The sequence below is a fragment of the Pedobacter chitinilyticus genome (assembly GCF_003313385.1).
Taxonomy (GTDB): Bacteria; Bacteroidota; Bacteroidia; order Sphingobacteriales; family Sphingobacteriaceae; genus Pedobacter; species Pedobacter chitinilyticus.
Genome location: NZ_QMHN01000002.1, coordinates 666,403 through 683,663, shown reverse-complemented (window position 1 = coordinate 683,663; position 17,261 = coordinate 666,403). Strand labels below are relative to the sequence as shown.

Here is a 17,261-nt window from a genome sequence, read left to right as displayed (position 1 = left end):
ATTTATAATTTACTTTTCAATTTATAAATGGAACAGGGGATACTAAGTTCATTGATTGAAATATCCTGTATGTTTTTAATATAATTAAACCTTTCATTGTTGCGATAGCCTCTTATCTCAGATATTTTTTCGTTAAGTTCATCTATATTCTCATAGACCAGTATTTTATTGTGAGGATAAAAATAATTCAAGTCTTCTGCTTTTTCCGTGAGGTAACAGGCCCCAAGCATTGGTGCTTCTATATCTCTTAACCTTGAATAAGTATGAGGCTTGTGTAGCGGAAAATTAATGTTAGGATAGCGATTAATGCCAAGTGTAATGCAGCTGGATTTAGTGATTTTTATATATTCTTCGAAGCTAACGGTACCATAAATATTCTTTTGAACTTCAAGCGACGGAAGAATGTTTAAATTTCTTTGAGAGAGAGACCTTAAATATGGTTTTAACCCATTTTTAACTAATGATTTAGCTTGGTTTTTGATTTTTTCTCCAAGATTTTTTCTTTTTGGAAAGTTATTTACATGCAGGTCGTTCTTGAACCATCCTTTCCCATATATCTTAATACTTTCGTTTTTATTATCATTTAATAATTTATTAAATAATAATGTACGCTGTATATCTCTAGAACCAATAAAAGTAACGTCATTATTAAAAGTATTTTCTATAAATCTGAATTTTGGATCTACCCACATAGGCATAGGTAAGTGGATATAATTTAGCTTGTTTTTTTTATAAAGGTTTAATCCTTCTACTTCCGGTACCCAATTTAAATCGAAAACATAGAATTCTTTAGGTAAAGACTTAAAGTCTCTAACATGATCGCAAAAAAAATTCACACAGGGTATCCCAAGTTTTTGAATTTCTTTAATTGCCTGGATATCTATTTGCTTTGGATAAAGGTATGACAAGAAAACAGATGGCCTACTTTTCTTTATATAACTTATTGCTCTTTCCCATACTATTGCTTTCCAGTTTGCTAATTCAATACTGTCTTCATCATATATTAAACCCTCGGCCCAGTCAATAAATTTATCTTCGATCCAATCGTAACCTGCTTCTTCTATGCCATTTTTGATGTAATATTCCCAAAAGCTATATGCAGGAATCGGGTGCTCTTTTTTACTTTGGAAAAATGATAAGAAAAATGTCATCTGAAGATTATTTGTAAATGTCTTGCTATCTTCCAACTAATATGATTTGCAATAAAATTTATTACACGTCCACCTAATTGAATATCCTTTGGATTTTGGGTTACACTGTTCTTAAATGCAATTTTTGTTATATGATTAAATTTCGGATAGGATAATAGTGCTACATCAAACAACATTCTTTGAATTGCGAATTTTGCAGGCTGAGAATTATCACGTTCTAGTAAATGCTTTTTTTTTAACAAAACTGAATTTAACAAACTATATAATGATGCTTCGGAACGTAATCCAGAAAGATTATTCTTATTGCTATATTTTCTGTAGAAGTTGGTCCCATCTGTTTTTATAATTTTTTCACTTCCTAGAATAATTCTGGCAAAGAATTCTCCATCATCATCTAAAGTTAGTTTTTCGTTCCACCCTCCAACCTTATCAATTAGATTTTTATGGATCAACCAAGCGTTTGGTTGAATCATGCTCCCTTTTCCATCGTTTCCACCCCATAGGTTAATTAGAAAGTCCGATGGAACCGTCGAATAGGTTAAGAATGCATCTTCGTATGGATTTGGTTTACTGTGCTTAAAGCAAGCATCTTCACTAAAATGTGCTGTGGAACATACAGCAATGAAATTTGCATTGTTTTTTATTGCTTCAACTTGAATTTCAATTTTATCGTTAGATAGAACATCGTCAGCATCTAGAAATTGTACAAGCCCCCCGTTTGCTTTCGCTAATCCAATATTTCTAGCCACTGATGCACCAGAATTACTAATTGAAAAGATTTTTATCCTATGATCAAAAAATTTTTCGACTTCATTTAAGCTATTGTCTGAGCTTCCATCGTTAATAATTATTAGCTCCCAGTTTTTATAGGTTTGATTAAGAATACTTCTGATAGTTTCAGATATGTATTTTTCTGCATTATATAAAGGTATTATTATTGATACTAGGTGATTAATCATATAAGTCTTAAATCAACTCTTTTTCTATATAGCCACAGATAAAATTTTGGGCCAAATATTCGGCTTATTATTTTTGAAAAATTAGAGGTTTGGATATTTCGGATTCCTAAGTTAAATGATAGCATTCTCGCTTTTTTACTTAGATTTTTGTCACCCTCTCGATAAAAGTATTTTGATAATTCTGCAGCTTGGAAAGCAAGTATAGGATAGTATTTTTTATCTAGGATTTTAGAATAGTTTTCTAAACATCTAAACTTATCAGATAAACATTGAAACCAGTTTTTATGTGAAAAAGAATCATTATGTTCCAGTTTCGTAACGAGGAATTCCTTTATGGACTTAAAAACAAAACCTTTTTGTGAGAGCCTGATGTGAAGATCAGGATCTTCGTTTCCTTTTAAATTTTCATTAAATCCACCAACTGATAGTAATGCATTTCTGCTGTATAATCCCATACTTGCGAACCCTATATTTTCTAAAAAAAACCTTAGTTGATCGTTTTGATGATTTAGTGCGGTATAAACTATGTCTCCAAGATTTTTTAAACGATCTGTCCTGTCGAGGACGTGAGTATTACACAAAAGCTGCATACTCTTATTAACAATATTTTTCTTCATTATCTCAACAAATCTTTCGTCAATAAGATCGTCAGCATCATGAAAATGTATATAATCACTTTCGCAACATTCTATCATCCTGTTCCTGGCAAAGGCTGGGCCACGATTTATCTTTCCTACTAGCACCTTTGCACCCAGTCTTCTAGCGACGTTGGCTGTATCATCTGTGCTACAATCGTCATAGCATATTATTTCATCAAACGGGCAAGTTTGTTTAGATATGCCTTCGAATAGTTCAGGTAGGAATGCAGCTGCATTATAACACGGTATCAAAATCGAAATTTTATGTTTCATTTTGATTTTTTTTTTCTAGGGAGATTAAATAGTTTTTGAATTTATTCTGTAAATGAAAAGATGAAAAATCTTCCAAAGCAATTTTTTTTATTGCTTTAGCATATTCAAGATAAATGTCTGGCTGTAATAGTTTTGTAACTATTATTTCCAACGCTGATAAATCATAGCCATCCCAACATAAGTCGTAATTTTTACTCTCTAAGAAATTTTTGAATGGACTATTAAAAGGAGCTACGGCTAGAATTGGCTTACTTAAGTGAGAAAACTCAATAAATTTGCTTGGGAAGCTTGTAGCGGCATATGGATTTTCATCAAACGTTCTACCATAATTAACGAGAATACAATCTGCATTGTCATGCATGTATTTTATTGCCTCGGTATTAGTTTTGAAACTGGGAACATATTGAATATCAGTTAAATGCTCAAGTTTGTTAGTGCTGTTGGTTATAATAGAAAATTTGAGCGGCAATTTGTTCATTTCTTCGGCAAGTTTTTCAAAAAGTTTGAAATGGTGCTCCTCAATAGTGCCTGCATAAAAGAGATTTAATATTCTGTTTTTAGATGGTGCATATGGATATGTAAAACCTGCAGGAATCGGATAAAATAAATCTGAAGCATTACTATGTGAAGAGTATTCGTTTATTAATTCCCTTGTAACAGATAGATTTAAATTTGATCTTTCTATTATTTTAGAGCCTAATTTTTTTCTGACTTTTTTTAGGTGTAGTGAATTTGTTTTTAACATCCAATTATCATGTAGAAAAGTTATAAGAGGAATGTTTCGTTTTTTCAAAGCTTTGAAAGTTGCAACAGCAAAATAATGATAGAGTACAGTTATTACAATTGAAGGTTGTATAGCGTCTAGTTTGTTAACTATTAACTTTGAAAGTTGGGTTATTCGGATATTTCTTAATAAACTACTTTGTTCTCTAAAAGGTGGCCAATATTTTTTCCGAAGAGAAAAATAATGAATATAAAAATTAGGAGGTAAATCAGATTTGTCATAATGACAATAGTCTGGAACTAATATATGTATTTCATAATCAGTTAATTGTACGAAATGTCTGTAAAAAATAATCATTCCAGATATTCCTTGACCTGGTATTTGGTCATGTACAAATAATATTCTTTTAAGCATTTATTGCCATTTGATGTTCGTTTTTTTTATTGTTCCGGGATTTCCAACAATGAGACTCTCAGATGTATCATAGTTCTTATTCAATGTACTATTTGCTCCAATAACATTATTATCATTAAGTTTTGTTCCTTTTAAGATACAAACATTAGATCCGAACCAATTATGGTTGCCAATTTCAATTGGTTTATTTGAAGCTGATGGAATTCCATTTGAAACTATTTTATGGAAATCTGTATCTAAAAATTGACAGTTCCAAGAAATTAGATTGTTGTTGCCAAACTTAATTTTGTCAAAACAAATTATTGAAGAGTTTGCTGTTATTGTAAAGCCTGGTCCGATAGTTAAAAAGCCACCCATTCCTACAATTAACTTGCTACCTGGGCCAATATTTGCTGGCCCTTTAAAGTGTATAGTTCCTTTTAGCTCAATGATAGTCTTTGTTAAACTTTCTGGATACATCCCAACGTTTCCAAAGCCTATTTTAATTGAACCCGCTTCTATGTCTTTTTCTAAAATAAATTTACCTATACTTGATGTTACGACTACATTTCGAGCTATTAGGAAGGGAAGTGGTAGAGCTGTTTGAAAATCGAGAAATCTGAAGTTGAAATATATTGTTTTAATCACAGATATAGGGTGTAGCTTAAGTAATTTAAGCCAACTTTTTATAAATAGTTTATTTACCAATTTATATATCTTAATAATTTATTTATTATTTTATTGTAGATAGAAAATGGATTGGACTGAGATTTAGCTAACCAAAGGTGCACTATTTTTTGAAATATAGTTCTAGGGTCGGAAATATTTGGATTTAATTTAAGCCACTCTCTATCCCAAATTGCAATTTTCTGAAAATATTCTATTCCATTTCTTTCGAAAAAGAATAAAATTTCGTCATCCCACCAAGGAAACTGATTTCCATTTATAGTTTCTGGAAAAATATTGTTATTATGTAACCAATATTTTTTTATTGGTTGTTTATCATTTATCGGTAAGTCTATATGATGATATTGGCGGTAAATATCTATTCGACTTTTTTTCGGAAATTTTATTCTTTCTAAGCACTGGTACCAACGGTGTTTTGCTTTTAACCTATTTGTAAATGCATATTGAAGATGAAGATTTTTTATTGCTGAAAACCTGACCTGTGGTTTCTTATTGTCAAAGGGTACCCTATAACTATGTATTTGTAGTCCTTCATGTTCAGTACCGTCATCAACGTAGCCAAATAATGCTTTACCTCCTCTAGAATAAAATATGCTTTCATAATCTGGGCATAAATTAACCCAGTCCATCCAAATTGTTGTTCCAGGAGCTAAAGTATAAATTGTTTGCCATTCTGGACTTTCCTGCCAATCTATCAAGAACTCATCAGCGTCTATAGCAATGAAAATGTTGTTATCTCCTTCAATTTTCCGAGCTTCGGATATAAGAAGTTTTTGCCTTGAAGATTCAATATAGGACTTTTCTTCATTATGTATTATCTTTACCTTTGGATATTTTTTTGCAATTTCAACTGAATTATCGATTGAATTTTGGTCTGCAATAATTATATGATCAGCCCATAAACTTGCAGCTTTAAGAAAAGAATCAAGAATCCAAGCTTCGTTTTTTATCGGAGTAAGACAAATTATTTTTCGCTTGATTTGTGCTTCAGATTCAACCATTTTGAATTTTTAAGATTTGCGTATTGTACCAAATTGTAGTTTTTTTCCGTAAATATTTGAATAATTTTACCGTACTCAACATGCGATGTCACTATGCGATTATTTATCTTTTGAGTTATTTTAAATATGAGGATATCTAGGAATCTTCCTTTTGCTAAAAAGGGTATCAGGTGTGCCAAGAATAACCACCGCCAATCTTTTTTTATTGATGAGCGAACTATAAAAGATTTATTTTTCATTAAATAACTATATGGCCTTAGGATTATTTCAGACCGTGTGCCATAGTACATTTTCTTTAAGAAATTTTTTGGACATAATGCTTTTTTGCTTATAAAATGAGTGAAGGTAAGTCTATCATCATACCAAATGAAAAAACCCGCTAATTCAAGAGCCCAAAAGATTTCTGAATCCCCACCACTCATCAATACGTCCCCTATTCGATCGGATGAAAGAGGAGTAAAGCCATTTTCGACAAGGCTTAAATACGCAGAACGCCTAACGCATGCTCCTGCACCATACAAGCCGTTATTGGAGTTTGTAATATTTCCACTAACATTAGAGAACCTGCCTACCGCAAAAGTTGCTTTATATTGTTCAAACCAATAGGGCTTTTCGACTTCTAAATACTCCGTCCCTAGAGCCCCAATTGCTCCAATATCCGGAGACTGGTTTATGATTTCATATGCTAGTTTTACATAATTTGAGTTTAACCAGTTATCATCGTCACACATTATGACACATTCAAATCTTGCATTTTTAAACCCCGTGTCTCTGGCTTGAGTTAAACCGGGCCTTGATTCATCAATGATGAAACTTCTGTTCTCAAAAACCTTGTATTTCTCAATTTCTTCTTTGGCAACAGTTTTCGTGTCGTCTGACGAATTGTTATTTATGATAATAAGTTCCCAAGAAATTTCATCTGGAACCTTTTGAGAGGATATATGCTTTATGGTTTCTGGTAATCTCTTACTACTATTGTAACAGCAAACAATAATGGATACCCCAGGTTTACTTTCTAAGGCCAATTGTCAGTTCTCCTGAATTAAACAAAGTGAAATCATGTTCTCTTAAAATTTTATATATATTTAAACGGTCGACACACTCGTCATGAATTTCTATAGCAATACATTCTGTTTTATCCAGAAATCTGTATGTGTTTTTGTCTTTAAATAATTCTTTTTCAGTACCTTCGATATCTATTTTAAGTAAATCTATCTTTTCCTGTCCTAGCTCTTTAAGCAAATCGAGTAAGGTAATAGTTTGTACTTCTTGATAAAAGTCGTCGCTTGATTTTACGGTGCGAATAGACCAATCCTCACCATCTCTAAAATTTTTATCTAATTTTAGGGTTTCTAACGACGTCCATATTGCATTTCGGAGTGGGTAGACGTTGTGGAAATCTTGAGTATTGATTGATAATTGTCTAAAATTCATTTCATCGGGCTCGATAGATATTATTTGAGCATAAGGGAAATTTCGAGCAAATTGTATAGCCGTTAAACCGATATTGGCCCCGCAATCTACAATAAGCTTAGGCTTTTTGTCATTAACTATAAGGCAATCTATTAGTGATTGATATTCTTTCTCAATAACTATTTGCCTATGAACCCTGACATCACTGCCTTTTTTTCTTAATTGATAGCTAAATTCAGTATTCTCTAAATAATAATAATCATTATCTTCTTTGACATAATTCTCATTACTTTTCAAGTTACCTAATATAGTTTGCTCAGATAGGGTTTTCTTGTGGGTTAAAATATAAGAAATCCTCTTGATAGCCTTATTCCATAATTTATACATCTAGTCTGCTCTTTGTTTTTTTTGCGGGGACACCCATATAGATACCGTAAGCTTCAGTTGATTTAGTTACTACTGCCCCCGCAGCAATAATACACCCTTTTGCTATGGTCACCCCATCTAAAACCTTGACACCTGTGCCTAACCATACATCATTTTCTATCTTGATTCCCCTGCTTGTACTCCCTTGTTGATTGATTGGTACTTTGTTGTCTCTAAAATTATGGTTGGATGGAATAATCATACAATGCCCTGCAATTAATACGTTACTCCCTATCTCTACGCCGTTCCCATGACCATAAATAATAGTGTAAGGATTGATACTACAGTTATTTCCTATTGTTATTTTTCCACCATACGTCATAAGGCAAACACCGTATAAAAACTCATTATTAGATCCAATATCAATTTTGCCTCCATAATTAGTTTCGATGCGCACAAATGGAGATATGTAATTGTGATTTAAAATTGAAATATTTTTATTTTGTCTAATACAAGTGATTCGAAAGTACTGTTGAATTTTTTTGCCTAAATATTTCATTTTACTAGCTACTCCCATACACATTCTACATTTATTACACCAACATCTGCGTGTCCATAAATAGCTGATTCTGATTCAAAGTCTTCGATTTCAAAGGGGCAAATGTCTTTTATATAATTAAAATTAGCTCCATTTGGAATAAATGTGGCTATATCTAAGGTATAAGTCCCCGATAGCAGCAGATTTAGCGGAAAACTGAGAAGGTAAATAGCTTTTTGATTAATTGGTATAGTTGAGGTAAAAAGCTTTCTTTTCCATTTGTCAATTAATGCTACGCCAAGATGAACATTTTGGATTGAATCTGTAATATTTAGCTTAATACTAAATTTAATCAAATCTGAAAAACTTAATCTGACTCTATCATTAGTTCTTAACAGTCTGACCTCTTCGATAGAATAATTTGCTGTACTTTTATTGATATAGATAGATGACATTGATTGCTCTATTTGAGTATATCTTTCTATAGCTTTATTTACGTCCCCAATGAATTGTAGATTACCATGGTTAAGTAGAATTCCTTTTTGGCATAGCAGGTTTACGCTAACCATATTATGGCTCACAAATAATACCGTTCTCCCTTCACCTTTACTCACTTCTCCCATTTTTCCAAGACACTTTTTCTGAAATTCGGCATCACCCACAGCTAAAACCTCGTCAACGATTAAGATCTCGCTTTCTAGATGAGCAGCAACCGCAAAGGCCAAGCGTACGTACATTCCAGAAGAGTAACGTTTAACGGGTGTATCTATATACCGTTCCACACCAGCAAAATCTACAATTTCATCGAACTTGCGAGTGATTTCTTTTTTACGCATACCTAAAATGGCACCGTTTAAGTAGATGTTTTCACGACCAGTTAATTCTGGATGAAAACCAGTACCTACTTCTAGTAAAGAAGCAATGCGACCTTTACCAGTAATGCGACCAGAAGTAGGGGAGGTTACTCTACTTAACACTTTTAATAGAGTACTTTTACCAGCGCCATTGCGTCCAATAATGCCCACAGCATCACCTTGTTCAATTTCAAAATTGATATCCTTTAAACTCCAAACAATATCGGAACTACCTTTACTTGTACGGTCGTTAGTTTCACCAATGCGTAAAAAAGGATCTTCTTTACCACGGATACGAGCGTACCAACGTTCTAAATCCCGGCTAATGGTACCTGTGCCGATTTCGCCTAGTTGATAGGCTTTAGATAGGTTTTCCGCTTTTATAGCAATGTTACTCATGATGTTAATATAGATTTCTCACTTTGTTCGAAATGACAAAAACGTTAGCATAGCTAAACCGTATCTACAAAATTCTTTTCTACCTTATTGAATACCACAATACCAACTAGCAAAATTACCAAAGTAACCACTGTAGTGTAGCCAATTGCGCTCCAACTAAAAGTCCCATTACCTAAAAATCCGTACCTAAAAGTTTCTATGAGTGGTGTCATGGGGTTATATTCGATAATCCAAGCATAATTAGGATAGTTTTCGACCGCGGTACTTAGTGGATAAATTACGGTGGTCGCATACATCAGCAGTTGTACGCCAAAAGTCACTAAGAATGCCAAGTCGCGATATTTAGTAGTCATTGCAGAGATGAGCATTCCTAAACCTAAACCCAATAAAGCCATTAATATGACTACCAGAGGGAAAAGCGAAATGGCCCAAGTAATGCTAAAATCTTCTTTAGCCATAAAGTAATAGTAGCCCATCACTATTAAAAACAGTAAAAACTGCACGCCAAACCTTACCAGATTACTCACTACGATACTCAAAGGCATAATTAAACGTGGGAAGTAAACTTTACCAAAGATGTTGGCATTGTCTTTAAAGACGGTAGAAGTTTTGGTTAGGCATTCTGAAAAATAATTCCAAGCCGTAATGCCAGCCATGTAAAAAAGGGGCTGGGGTAAACCATCGGTGCTGATGCCCGCTAAATTGCCAAATACGAACGTAAAAATGATTGTAGTAAGTAGCGGTTGTATAAAAAACCAGAGTGGCCCTAAGATGGTTTGTTTGTAAAAGGAAACAAAATCCCTACGTACCAGAAGCCAAAGCAAATCTCTATAGGCCCAAGTATCTTTTAATTTTAGGTCTAATAGTGAGTTTTGTGGTTCTATACTCCAATCGTGTTGTTGGTTGTTCATTATATTATGCGAGCGACCTGATGGTTGCTTAATTGACTACAGGATGATTTAATAGTTCTTTTACTTTTTTCAGATAACTATCGAAACCGAAATGCTCGATAGTCATTTGCTGTTGTTGATGAGGCTGATGTGCCTTGTCTGCTAATGCATTTTGAATGGCCTGAAGGATTTCAGTTTCCTCATTAGGATTGATCAATTGCCCTAATTTTCCATTAAGTAATGCATCAGTACTGCCATCTATATTACCACCTATCACTTTGCAACCATGTGCGGCAGCTTCGATAAATACAATGCCAAAACCTTCGCCTTTACTAGGCATGATAAATAAATCGCTCAATAAAAAATGTGGTGTTAACTCTTCTTCTGAAAGATAACCAATCATTTTCACCTCATTAGCGAGATTATTATCTTCAATTAGTTTGGTTAATCTAATGTGTTCGGCGTCATCGGCTTTGCCAGCTAAAAGGTAAATAAAAGCTTGATTTTGCTGTTTTAATTTGCCTAGTGCTGTAATCACCTTGTCGTAACCTTTATATTTTTCGGAGGCCGATAAACGATTTAAGGTGAAGATTACGGGAACATCGCCAATTTGATATTTCTCTAGTAGATGTTGTGGTTTTTCAAAATGATGGGGCAGCTGAATGAATGGCGATAAAGAATTGTTCAATACTTTGATTTGCTGCGGTGATATTTGATGCTGTGCGATCATTTTATCACGGGTATAATTGCTTACTGCCCAAATTTGCACCTTATCCTGAAGGAATTTTGTTTTCCATTTTGGCAATGCGTCCCAAACCTCAATGCCATGGGCAAACATGATGATCCTTTGCTTGGGTTTAAATAATTTGATCAACTTCGCGACAGGGAGTAAGTTGATGTGGGAAAGCACCAATACGTTACTTTTAAGTCCTTTTAAAAAACTGCTAGCAACGAAACTTAGCTTAGCTCCTCCAAATGTTTTATATCGGTTAGGAGCAATATAGCTTATATCGGTATTTTTTTTTTCATCGTGCATCGAGTAGCTCATCCAATGTTGCGTGCCTAATAGTTGGCCAATCGCGTAAATGAATTTTCTGCTCACTTTTTCCACTCCACCAGTTAAACTGAAAGCATAAAGGTTCAAGAACAATATTTCGTTACGCTTTTTTTGCATGATGAAATACTTGATAAACCGCAAATAGCTTAGACCAATGTAATTGATGGTTTTTGAACTGTTTTAACAGTGCCAAAGCTTGTGCATTTTTCTTATAATGCTCTTCATTTAACATCGGTTTATAAGTTGTAAACCAATGCTGGAACGGGAAAGTAAAACCTTTTTTTGGGCGATTCCAGATCGCTTCTGGTAATATATTTTGATAAGCCTTGATCAATATCGATTTAGGTTGTTCGTTGAACCTCGCCTCTTTTGGTAAGGCTAATGTTTTGGCTACTAAATCCTGATCTAAAAAAGGAACACGTACTTCTATGCCATGTGCCATGCTCATATAATCCGTATCCTTAAGCAACTGGTTCTGCATGTAAACATTGGTTTCGAACCAAGAAATTCTGTCTTCGGCACTTAGTTGTTCAACTTCCTTATCTAAGGGATAATTGTTCAATAATTGCTCTATCTTCTTTTCTGGAACCTTTAGCAATTTACTTACCACATTTGGCGTATAAAAACCTCTTAAAAAAAGATATTCGCCAATGGGATTTTGGTAAGCTAAAAAGCTGATGCGCTTAAGTTTATCCGAAGGAAGATATTTAGCGCTTTTTAATAGAAAGCGAGGAGCCTTTTTCAGTTTCTTAATCAGCGGATGTCTTTTAAAGGATGGATAGCCTCCAAAAAGTTCATCGGCTCCAATGCCTGAAAGTACTGCTTTTAACCCGTTTTCTTTAGCTACTTTATTAACAAACCACGAGTTTACTCCATCGTTGGATGGTTGGTCCATATCATTGAAGATCTGGTCAATATGTTGTTCGAAATCATTGGCCGTTACCGTATAGCGAATGTGTTTGCTATTGATTTGTTTGGCAATGATTTCCTGGTATTTTTGTTCAGAAAATTCAGGCTCATTAAAGTTAATGCTTAAGGTATTGATCACCTGCTGTGTTTGTTCGCTTGCAATTATACTTAATAAGCTACTGTCAATTCCACCACTTAAAAATACACCAATAGGCGCATCAGCGATAAGGTGTCTTTTAACGGATTGATCTAATTTTGTCTTAATTTCCTGTTGCGCTATTTGTAGTTCTACTTCTTTTGGGAATGGGTAGTTGTCCGCAAACTTTTGTAAAGTGGCGTGCTGTTTCTGATGATCCCAAGTTAAAAAGTGGCCTTTTGGTAAGTTGTGAACACCCTCAAGCGTAGTGTAGGGCTCTGGAATAAAACCAAAGGAGAGAAAATAGATGGGCCAATCTGTGTTTTCTTTCCAGTTGCTATTAAACGCTGTAAAAGCCTTTACTTCGGAAGCAAAACAAAGCTGGCCATCATTTAGCGCATAGTACAGTGGCTTAATGCCCAAACCATCCCTTACTAAAAAGGTTTGCTTGGTATGTTGATCTAGCAGGGCAAAAGCAAACATGCCTTTTAGCTCTTTAAAGAAGCTGGTTCCATAAGCTTGGTAACCTGCTAAGATCACTTCGGTGTCCGTTTCGTTATTGAAGCTAAAACCTTTGGCAATCAAATCTACTTTTAGTTCGGGATAATTATAAATTTCGCCATTAAAGGTAATCCATAGCTGATTTTGATAGGGCATTGGTTGTTTGCCATTTTCGCTCAAATCAATGAGTGATAGCCTACGATGTCCAAAAGCGAGATTTAGTTCAGGTAGCAGCAGGTAACCTTCTCCGTCAGGTCCGCCTTTACGCATAGCGTTACACATGCGCTTTATGGCCGCACTTGTTTCTTTGTCGTTTAGCTTTTTACTGATAATTCCAGCTATACGGCACATTTATTCGGAATGTTTTAAAGGAGTTTTTGTTGTTTGGTTCACAGCTTCGCCCTTTCAGTCCCATTTCGGGACCTAGCGTGCTGAAATGATCAATGCTTTAATCAACAATGACCAGTATCGTTATCATCAAATTAGCTAAACCTCACCTCAGCTAATTTTCAAGTTTATTTTAAAGGCTCAATGTAAGCCATCGAAGTTTTCACTTCTAAGGCATAGCCTAAATTTTCTAATTTTAATACCAAGCTTTTTTTATTTTCTATGGAAACAAGCTCCGCAATCATTCCTTTAAAAGGCCCTGCATGGATCAATACTTTTTCGCCTGGTTGAATTTCATGCTCGATAAGCGTTAGGTCTTCACCTGAAGTGAGCAAAAGCTTCAAATCTTCCATTTGCTTGTCAGGCATCACGGCAATTTTGCCCGAAAAATAGAGGAAACGACTCACGCCTTGGGTCATGAGCACTTCCGCATGCTCTTTGTTTGAGATGCGTACGAAAATGTATGATTTGAATAGGGGTTCTTCTACTATTTTTTTACGGTCACTCCATTGACGCCACTCTTTTTTCAGAGGCAAATAGGCTTCAATACCTTTTCTTTGTAGTTCTTGATAAGCCTTTTTCTCCGCCCTAGAATTCGTATACACTGGATACCATCTGTACAAATTGTCGATCATTGTCTATTTCTTTTTCCAAAATTCCCACCATCTTTTTGTCGGTCCATCACTATAATAGCCGTTTCCATATCCAGTATTCGAATAATCTGAATAGTAGTAGTAATTGGCATAATAGCTACCCGTATAATTGGTGGTGTAATATCTGCTATGCAGAATATCATTGTCGAAAGCGTTTAATATAATGGCGATATTAGATAAATTGAATTCCTTAGAAAGTCGTTCGGGAACAGAGGCAGCTTGGTAGCGAGATACGCCCGAGCGGATTACAAATAGATTGACGTCAGCCATTCTGATCAAAGGAATAGCATCCGAAACCAAACCAACTGGTGCCGAGTCGACAATTACAAAATCGTAAGATTTTGTCAGTAGTTCTAAAAGAGCCTTCATTTTATCTGAATACAATAGTTCTGATGGGTTTGGAGGCACTGGGCCTGCAGGGATAAAGGTAAGATTTTCTACTTCTGTATCAAAAGTGATTTCCGAGAGTTCAGCTTGATTAGATAAATAAGAGCTCAGGCCTTTCAAATTGTTTGTTTTAAAGGTATGATGCAGTTTTGAGCGTCTTAAATCGGCAGCAATCACAATTACCCTTTTGTCGATTAAACTTAATGTGCTGGCTAAATTTACAGTAGTAAAAGATTTTCCTTCTCCTGAAATTTCAGAAGTAATACATACGATCTTACTTTCCTTTTCGGCAGCCAAGAAACTAAGATTGGTCCTTACAGATCTGACAGATTCGGCAAATAGTGATTTTGGGTTTTTGATGGACAGAATTTGACGGTTGTCTTCGTCTATGGCGTCCTGATATTTCCTGATTACTCCAATAATTGGAATGGTGGTTAGGCTTTCAATCGTTTCCTTGTCATAAATGAAAGGGTTAAGCATTCTCACTAAAAAGATTAAGCCAACGCCAATTACTAATCCTATCATTAGCGCACTGATATATGTTTTTTTGTGCACAGGCGCTATCGAATTGGTATTATACAGGGCATAATCTACAATGGTTGCACCAGGGGTAATGGCTGCTTTACTGATTTGTGCTTCTAATTTTTTTTCAGATAGATAACTATATACTTTTTGGTTAATGGTAAAATTCGATTGAAGGTTGATCAGGTCTCGCTCAGCTTTAGGAATTGAATTGAAAGTTTGTTTTATGGAGGCAATTTGCTGATCTAAAAAAGTAATGGTTTTATTGTTTTTTTGTCGCTGGCTATTGGCATTACTCACAAAAGCGGCCTTAATGTCCAATATCTGTTTGTCTATCTGTTGTACCACATCAGAACTGGCTTTGTAGGTCACTAATGCCTCTTCTCTTTTTAAAAGCAAACCATTGTATTGCGATAAAAGGGAAGCCAACATTTGATCGGTGATGCCCTGTAAGTTGTAATTAATCGCATTCAGGTTCTTGTTGCCCACAATTTCTTTTTCCAATTGGTTGATGAAAATGCCTTGTAAGTTGAGTGTGTTTTTTTCGGTTTCAAGTTCGGTCAGCTTTTTCATGACATCTTGCCCCGCCGCCGAAATATCCAATACTTTATTGGCTACTTTAAACTGCTCCAATTCTGATCCAGAAGATCTTACCACCTTGGACATATTCTGCTGTAACGTATCAATAAACTTGATCGTTTGCGTGGCAGAGATCGTCTTTTGATTACGATCGTAATTCACATAAGATCTAAGTATGGCGTTAAGGATGTCTGTGGCAAAATAAGGATTGATATCTGTTTGAGATAAAGAAAGGATGTTAGTGCCTTTCGTTTCGCTCATGTTTAAGCCCGAAACAATACGGCCTAAAAAGCTACTTTTAGAATTAAATCTAAAGCAGTAGATAGAATTATTGGTTTTGTTGAATGCGTTATTATTGACTTTGAATTTGATTCCTGGAACAGTAATGATTTGCCCATTTTGAAAGGTTTTGTTAACCTCCTTCCCGTTTTCTTGGTAGCTCAATTTAAATGAGTGAGCATCTTGCGCTTCATATTCAAAAAGTTCTCTGCTAAATTTTACAGAGTCCTGTTCAATAATTGCAATGTCCAAAGGCTTTTGCGGGTAAATATCAGAAGTTCTTACACGGCCTTTTAAATAGAAGGAAATTTGATAGTCTAAATCGTTTATGGCATTTAACAATACATCTCTTGAGCGAATCACAAATTGCTCCGATTGCATTTTGTTATTACGGTCATAGGCACTTCTTACGTTAAGTAGCTCTGAGATTTCTGATTTTTTCTCCTCAAATTTTAAAGAAGCGCTAGTGCTAAATGTTTCAGGGGTATACCATAAATAAATATACGCCGCAATTAATGAAATGATAATGGTGCTGGCCACCCAATACCATCTGCTAAGCACAATCTTCACTATTTTAACATAGTCGATATCTTGCTGCACGTTTGCGTTCCCCGCGACTTGCTGTTCCATTATTTAGTGATACTATAAATTAACAATAAGGTATTGACTACAACAAAACCAATCTGTATGAAAGTAGAATAGGCCTGGAAATTTTGGCTGTTTGCGGCCGCTCTACGTGGTTCAATATAAATGACATCTTTAGCTTGAAGCTTTAGTTTAGGATCCTTCAAAAAATTATAGTCGTTGAGGTTAACCATAATGATTTCTGGATTTGCCCTGTCGCCCCTAAAAATACGTAGCATCTTATTGTTTGCATTGGGTGTTAACCCTCCAGCATCAGCCAAAAGGTCAATTAGTTGGTAGTCTTCACGTTCTATGATATATTTGCCCTGTCTGCTTACCTCGCCCAGCATTACTACATAAGCATTTGCAATGCGGACATCAATAAGTGGCGCATTAAGTTCTTTGGTTTCGTATGCTTTTTGAATGGCTTTTGCCGCTTGACTTCGGTTTAGGCCAGCAACTTTTATGGTTCCTATTTTAGGAAGCACAATCTCGCCATTGGCATCTACTTTAAAAGTGGTATAAGTTTGTGCTGTATTGTTGTTTGCCCCCTCTGGAAGCTTTACAATCAAACTCATGTCTTGCACATTTCTAATGGCAAGTTCGTCTTCTGGTTTAATCAGATTGTAATAGCCAGGAGCTTCCGTATTGCTGTTAATTACCCTTACAGTTTTTACAGTGTCTGCATCATAAGGGGTTTTTAGTAAAGCTTGTCGCCCTTTGAAGGAGCAAGAGCTTAAAAAAAAGACGGCAAAACCAATAAATATGAGAGTTGTTGTTAAGGATAATCTGTTGTAGTTCATTAGTTTGAATGAAGGTGCAAATTACAACTTTTTGTTGTTAGTCAAATTAATAATTGAAAAAATAACAACTCATTGTTTTGAAAATACATAGTTCTAGGTATTGCTTTTTTACATCATTTTTTAGATGAGCCGTATCGC

Annotated in this window: 16 protein-coding genes; all 16 read right to left on the bottom strand. The window is 34.9% G+C overall.

Features of this window, described 5'->3' with window-relative positions:
- Window positions 1-2 precede the first annotated feature (2 nt).
- The 16 genes from DUT70_RS09720 to DUT70_RS09645 all read right to left on the bottom strand — a co-directional run bounded on the left by DUT70_RS09720 (window position 3) and on the right by DUT70_RS09645 (window position 17,123).
- On the bottom strand, window positions 3-1,151 hold the full coding sequence (locus DUT70_RS09720) for a glycosyltransferase family protein (protein WP_113647120.1): 1,149 nt from the start codon (window positions 1,149-1,151) through the stop codon (window positions 3-5).
- Window positions 1,148-2,110: a glycosyltransferase family 2 protein gene (locus DUT70_RS09715; RefSeq protein ID WP_113647119.1), complete on the bottom strand. Its 963-nt coding sequence runs from the start codon at window positions 2,108-2,110 to the stop codon at window positions 1,148-1,150. The genes DUT70_RS09720 and DUT70_RS09715 overlap by 4 nt, the downstream gene beginning before the upstream one ends.
- A complete protein-coding gene (locus DUT70_RS09710; RefSeq protein WP_113647118.1) occupies window positions 2,107-3,021 on the bottom strand; it encodes a glycosyltransferase family 2 protein in 915 nt (304 codons plus the stop codon). The genes DUT70_RS09715 and DUT70_RS09710 overlap by 4 nt, the downstream gene beginning before the upstream one ends.
- Window positions 3,011-4,159, bottom strand: coding sequence for a glycosyltransferase (locus DUT70_RS09705; RefSeq protein WP_113647117.1), 1,149 nt, complete (start codon window positions 4,157-4,159; stop codon window positions 3,011-3,013). Before DUT70_RS09705 ends, DUT70_RS09710 begins: the two co-directional genes overlap by 11 nt.
- On the bottom strand, window positions 4,160-4,846 hold the full coding sequence (locus DUT70_RS09700) for an acyltransferase (protein ID WP_113647116.1): 687 nt from the start codon (window positions 4,844-4,846) through the stop codon (window positions 4,160-4,162). It abuts the gene before it with no gap.
- Window positions 4,840-5,826 (bottom strand): glycosyltransferase family 2 protein, encoded by a 987-nt coding sequence (locus DUT70_RS09695; protein ID WP_113647115.1) that lies wholly within the window; start codon window positions 5,824-5,826, stop codon window positions 4,840-4,842. Before DUT70_RS09695 ends, DUT70_RS09700 begins: the two co-directional genes overlap by 7 nt.
- Window positions 5,790-6,851, bottom strand: coding sequence for a glycosyltransferase (locus tag DUT70_RS09690; protein WP_113647225.1), 1,062 nt, complete (start codon window positions 6,849-6,851; stop codon window positions 5,790-5,792). The genes DUT70_RS09695 and DUT70_RS09690 overlap by 37 nt, the downstream gene beginning before the upstream one ends.
- Complete coding sequence (locus tag DUT70_RS09685) at window positions 6,835-7,626, bottom strand: FkbM family methyltransferase (protein WP_113647114.1); 792 nt, start codon at window positions 7,624-7,626, stop codon at window positions 6,835-6,837. Before DUT70_RS09685 ends, DUT70_RS09690 begins: the two co-directional genes overlap by 17 nt.
- Window positions 7,619-8,182: an acyltransferase gene (locus DUT70_RS09680; RefSeq protein ID WP_205529771.1), complete on the bottom strand. Its 564-nt coding sequence runs from the start codon at window positions 8,180-8,182 to the stop codon at window positions 7,619-7,621. Before DUT70_RS09680 ends, DUT70_RS09685 begins: the two co-directional genes overlap by 8 nt.
- Window positions 8,173-9,396 (bottom strand): ABC transporter ATP-binding protein, encoded by a 1,224-nt coding sequence (locus DUT70_RS09675; RefSeq protein ID WP_113647113.1) that lies wholly within the window; start codon window positions 9,394-9,396, stop codon window positions 8,173-8,175. The genes DUT70_RS09680 and DUT70_RS09675 overlap by 10 nt, the downstream gene beginning before the upstream one ends.
- Before the next feature lie 53 nt (window positions 9,397-9,449).
- The gene (locus DUT70_RS09670; RefSeq protein WP_205529770.1) at window positions 9,450-10,307 is read right to left on the bottom strand and encodes an ABC transporter permease; all 858 of its coding nucleotides are present in this window, start codon (window positions 10,305-10,307) and stop codon (window positions 9,450-9,452) included.
- Window positions 10,308-10,335: 28 nt separating this feature from the next.
- On the bottom strand, window positions 10,336-11,460 hold the full coding sequence (locus DUT70_RS09665; protein ID WP_113647111.1) for a glycosyltransferase family 4 protein: 1,125 nt from the start codon (window positions 11,458-11,460) through the stop codon (window positions 10,336-10,338).
- Window positions 11,444-13,240 carry an asparagine synthase (glutamine-hydrolyzing) gene (asnB, locus tag DUT70_RS09660; RefSeq protein WP_113647110.1) on the bottom strand — a complete coding sequence of 599 codons (1,797 nt, stop codon included), beginning with the start codon at window positions 13,238-13,240 and terminating at the stop codon, window positions 11,444-11,446. The genes DUT70_RS09665 and asnB overlap by 17 nt, the downstream gene beginning before the upstream one ends.
- A 164-nt stretch (window positions 13,241-13,404) precedes the next feature.
- Window positions 13,405-13,911: a UpxY family transcription antiterminator gene (locus tag DUT70_RS09655; RefSeq protein ID WP_113647109.1), complete on the bottom strand. Its 507-nt coding sequence runs from the start codon at window positions 13,909-13,911 to the stop codon at window positions 13,405-13,407.
- A gap of 3 nt (window positions 13,912-13,914) precedes the next feature.
- The gene (locus tag DUT70_RS09650) at window positions 13,915-16,326 is read right to left on the bottom strand and encodes a GumC family protein (RefSeq protein WP_113647108.1); all 2,412 of its coding nucleotides are present in this window, start codon (window positions 16,324-16,326) and stop codon (window positions 13,915-13,917) included.
- Window positions 16,326-17,123: a polysaccharide biosynthesis/export family protein gene (locus tag DUT70_RS09645; protein WP_113647107.1), complete on the bottom strand. Its 798-nt coding sequence runs from the start codon at window positions 17,121-17,123 to the stop codon at window positions 16,326-16,328. The genes DUT70_RS09650 and DUT70_RS09645 overlap by 1 nt, the downstream gene beginning before the upstream one ends.
- Window positions 17,124-17,261: the final 138 nt, after the last annotated feature.

Excerpts from the sequence above, each read along its gene's own strand:
- DUT70_RS09720 (WP_113647120.1), bottom strand. The coding sequence starts at position 1,151 with ATGACATTTTTCTTATCATTTTTCCAAAGTAAAAAAGAGCACCCGATT.
- DUT70_RS09715 (WP_113647119.1), bottom strand. The coding sequence starts at position 2,110 with ATGATTAATCACCTAGTATCAATAATAATACCTTTATATAATGCAGAA.
- DUT70_RS09710 (WP_113647118.1), bottom strand. The coding sequence starts at position 3,021 with ATGAAACATAAAATTTCGATTTTGATACCGTGTTATAATGCAGCTGCA.
- DUT70_RS09705 (WP_113647117.1), bottom strand. The coding sequence starts at position 4,159 with ATGCTTAAAAGAATATTATTTGTACATGACCAAATACCAGGTCAAGGA.
- DUT70_RS09695 (WP_113647115.1), bottom strand. The coding sequence starts at position 5,826 with ATGGTTGAATCTGAAGCACAAATCAAGCGAAAAATAATTTGTCTTACT.
- DUT70_RS09685 (WP_113647114.1), bottom strand. The coding sequence starts at position 7,626 with ATGTATAAATTATGGAATAAGGCTATCAAGAGGATTTCTTATATTTTA.
- DUT70_RS09680 (WP_205529771.1), bottom strand. The coding sequence starts at position 8,182 with ATGGGAGTAGCTAGTAAAATGAAATATTTAGGCAAAAAAATTCAACAG.
- DUT70_RS09675 (WP_113647113.1), bottom strand. The coding sequence starts at position 9,396 with ATGAGTAACATTGCTATAAAAGCGGAAAACCTATCTAAAGCCTATCAA.
- DUT70_RS09670 (WP_205529770.1), bottom strand. The coding sequence starts at position 10,307 with ATGAACAACCAACAACACGATTGGAGTATAGAACCACAAAACTCACTA.
- DUT70_RS09665 (WP_113647111.1), bottom strand. The coding sequence starts at position 11,460 with ATGCAAAAAAAGCGTAACGAAATATTGTTCTTGAACCTTTATGCTTTC.
- asnB (WP_113647110.1), bottom strand. The coding sequence starts at position 13,240 with ATGTGCCGTATAGCTGGAATTATCAGTAAAAAGCTAAACGACAAAGAA.
- DUT70_RS09655 (WP_113647109.1), bottom strand. The coding sequence starts at position 13,911 with ATGATCGACAATTTGTACAGATGGTATCCAGTGTATACGAATTCTAGG.
- DUT70_RS09650 (WP_113647108.1), bottom strand. The coding sequence starts at position 16,326 with ATGGAACAGCAAGTCGCGGGGAACGCAAACGTGCAGCAAGATATCGAC.
- DUT70_RS09645 (WP_113647107.1), bottom strand. The coding sequence starts at position 17,123 with ATGAACTACAACAGATTATCCTTAACAACAACTCTCATATTTATTGGT.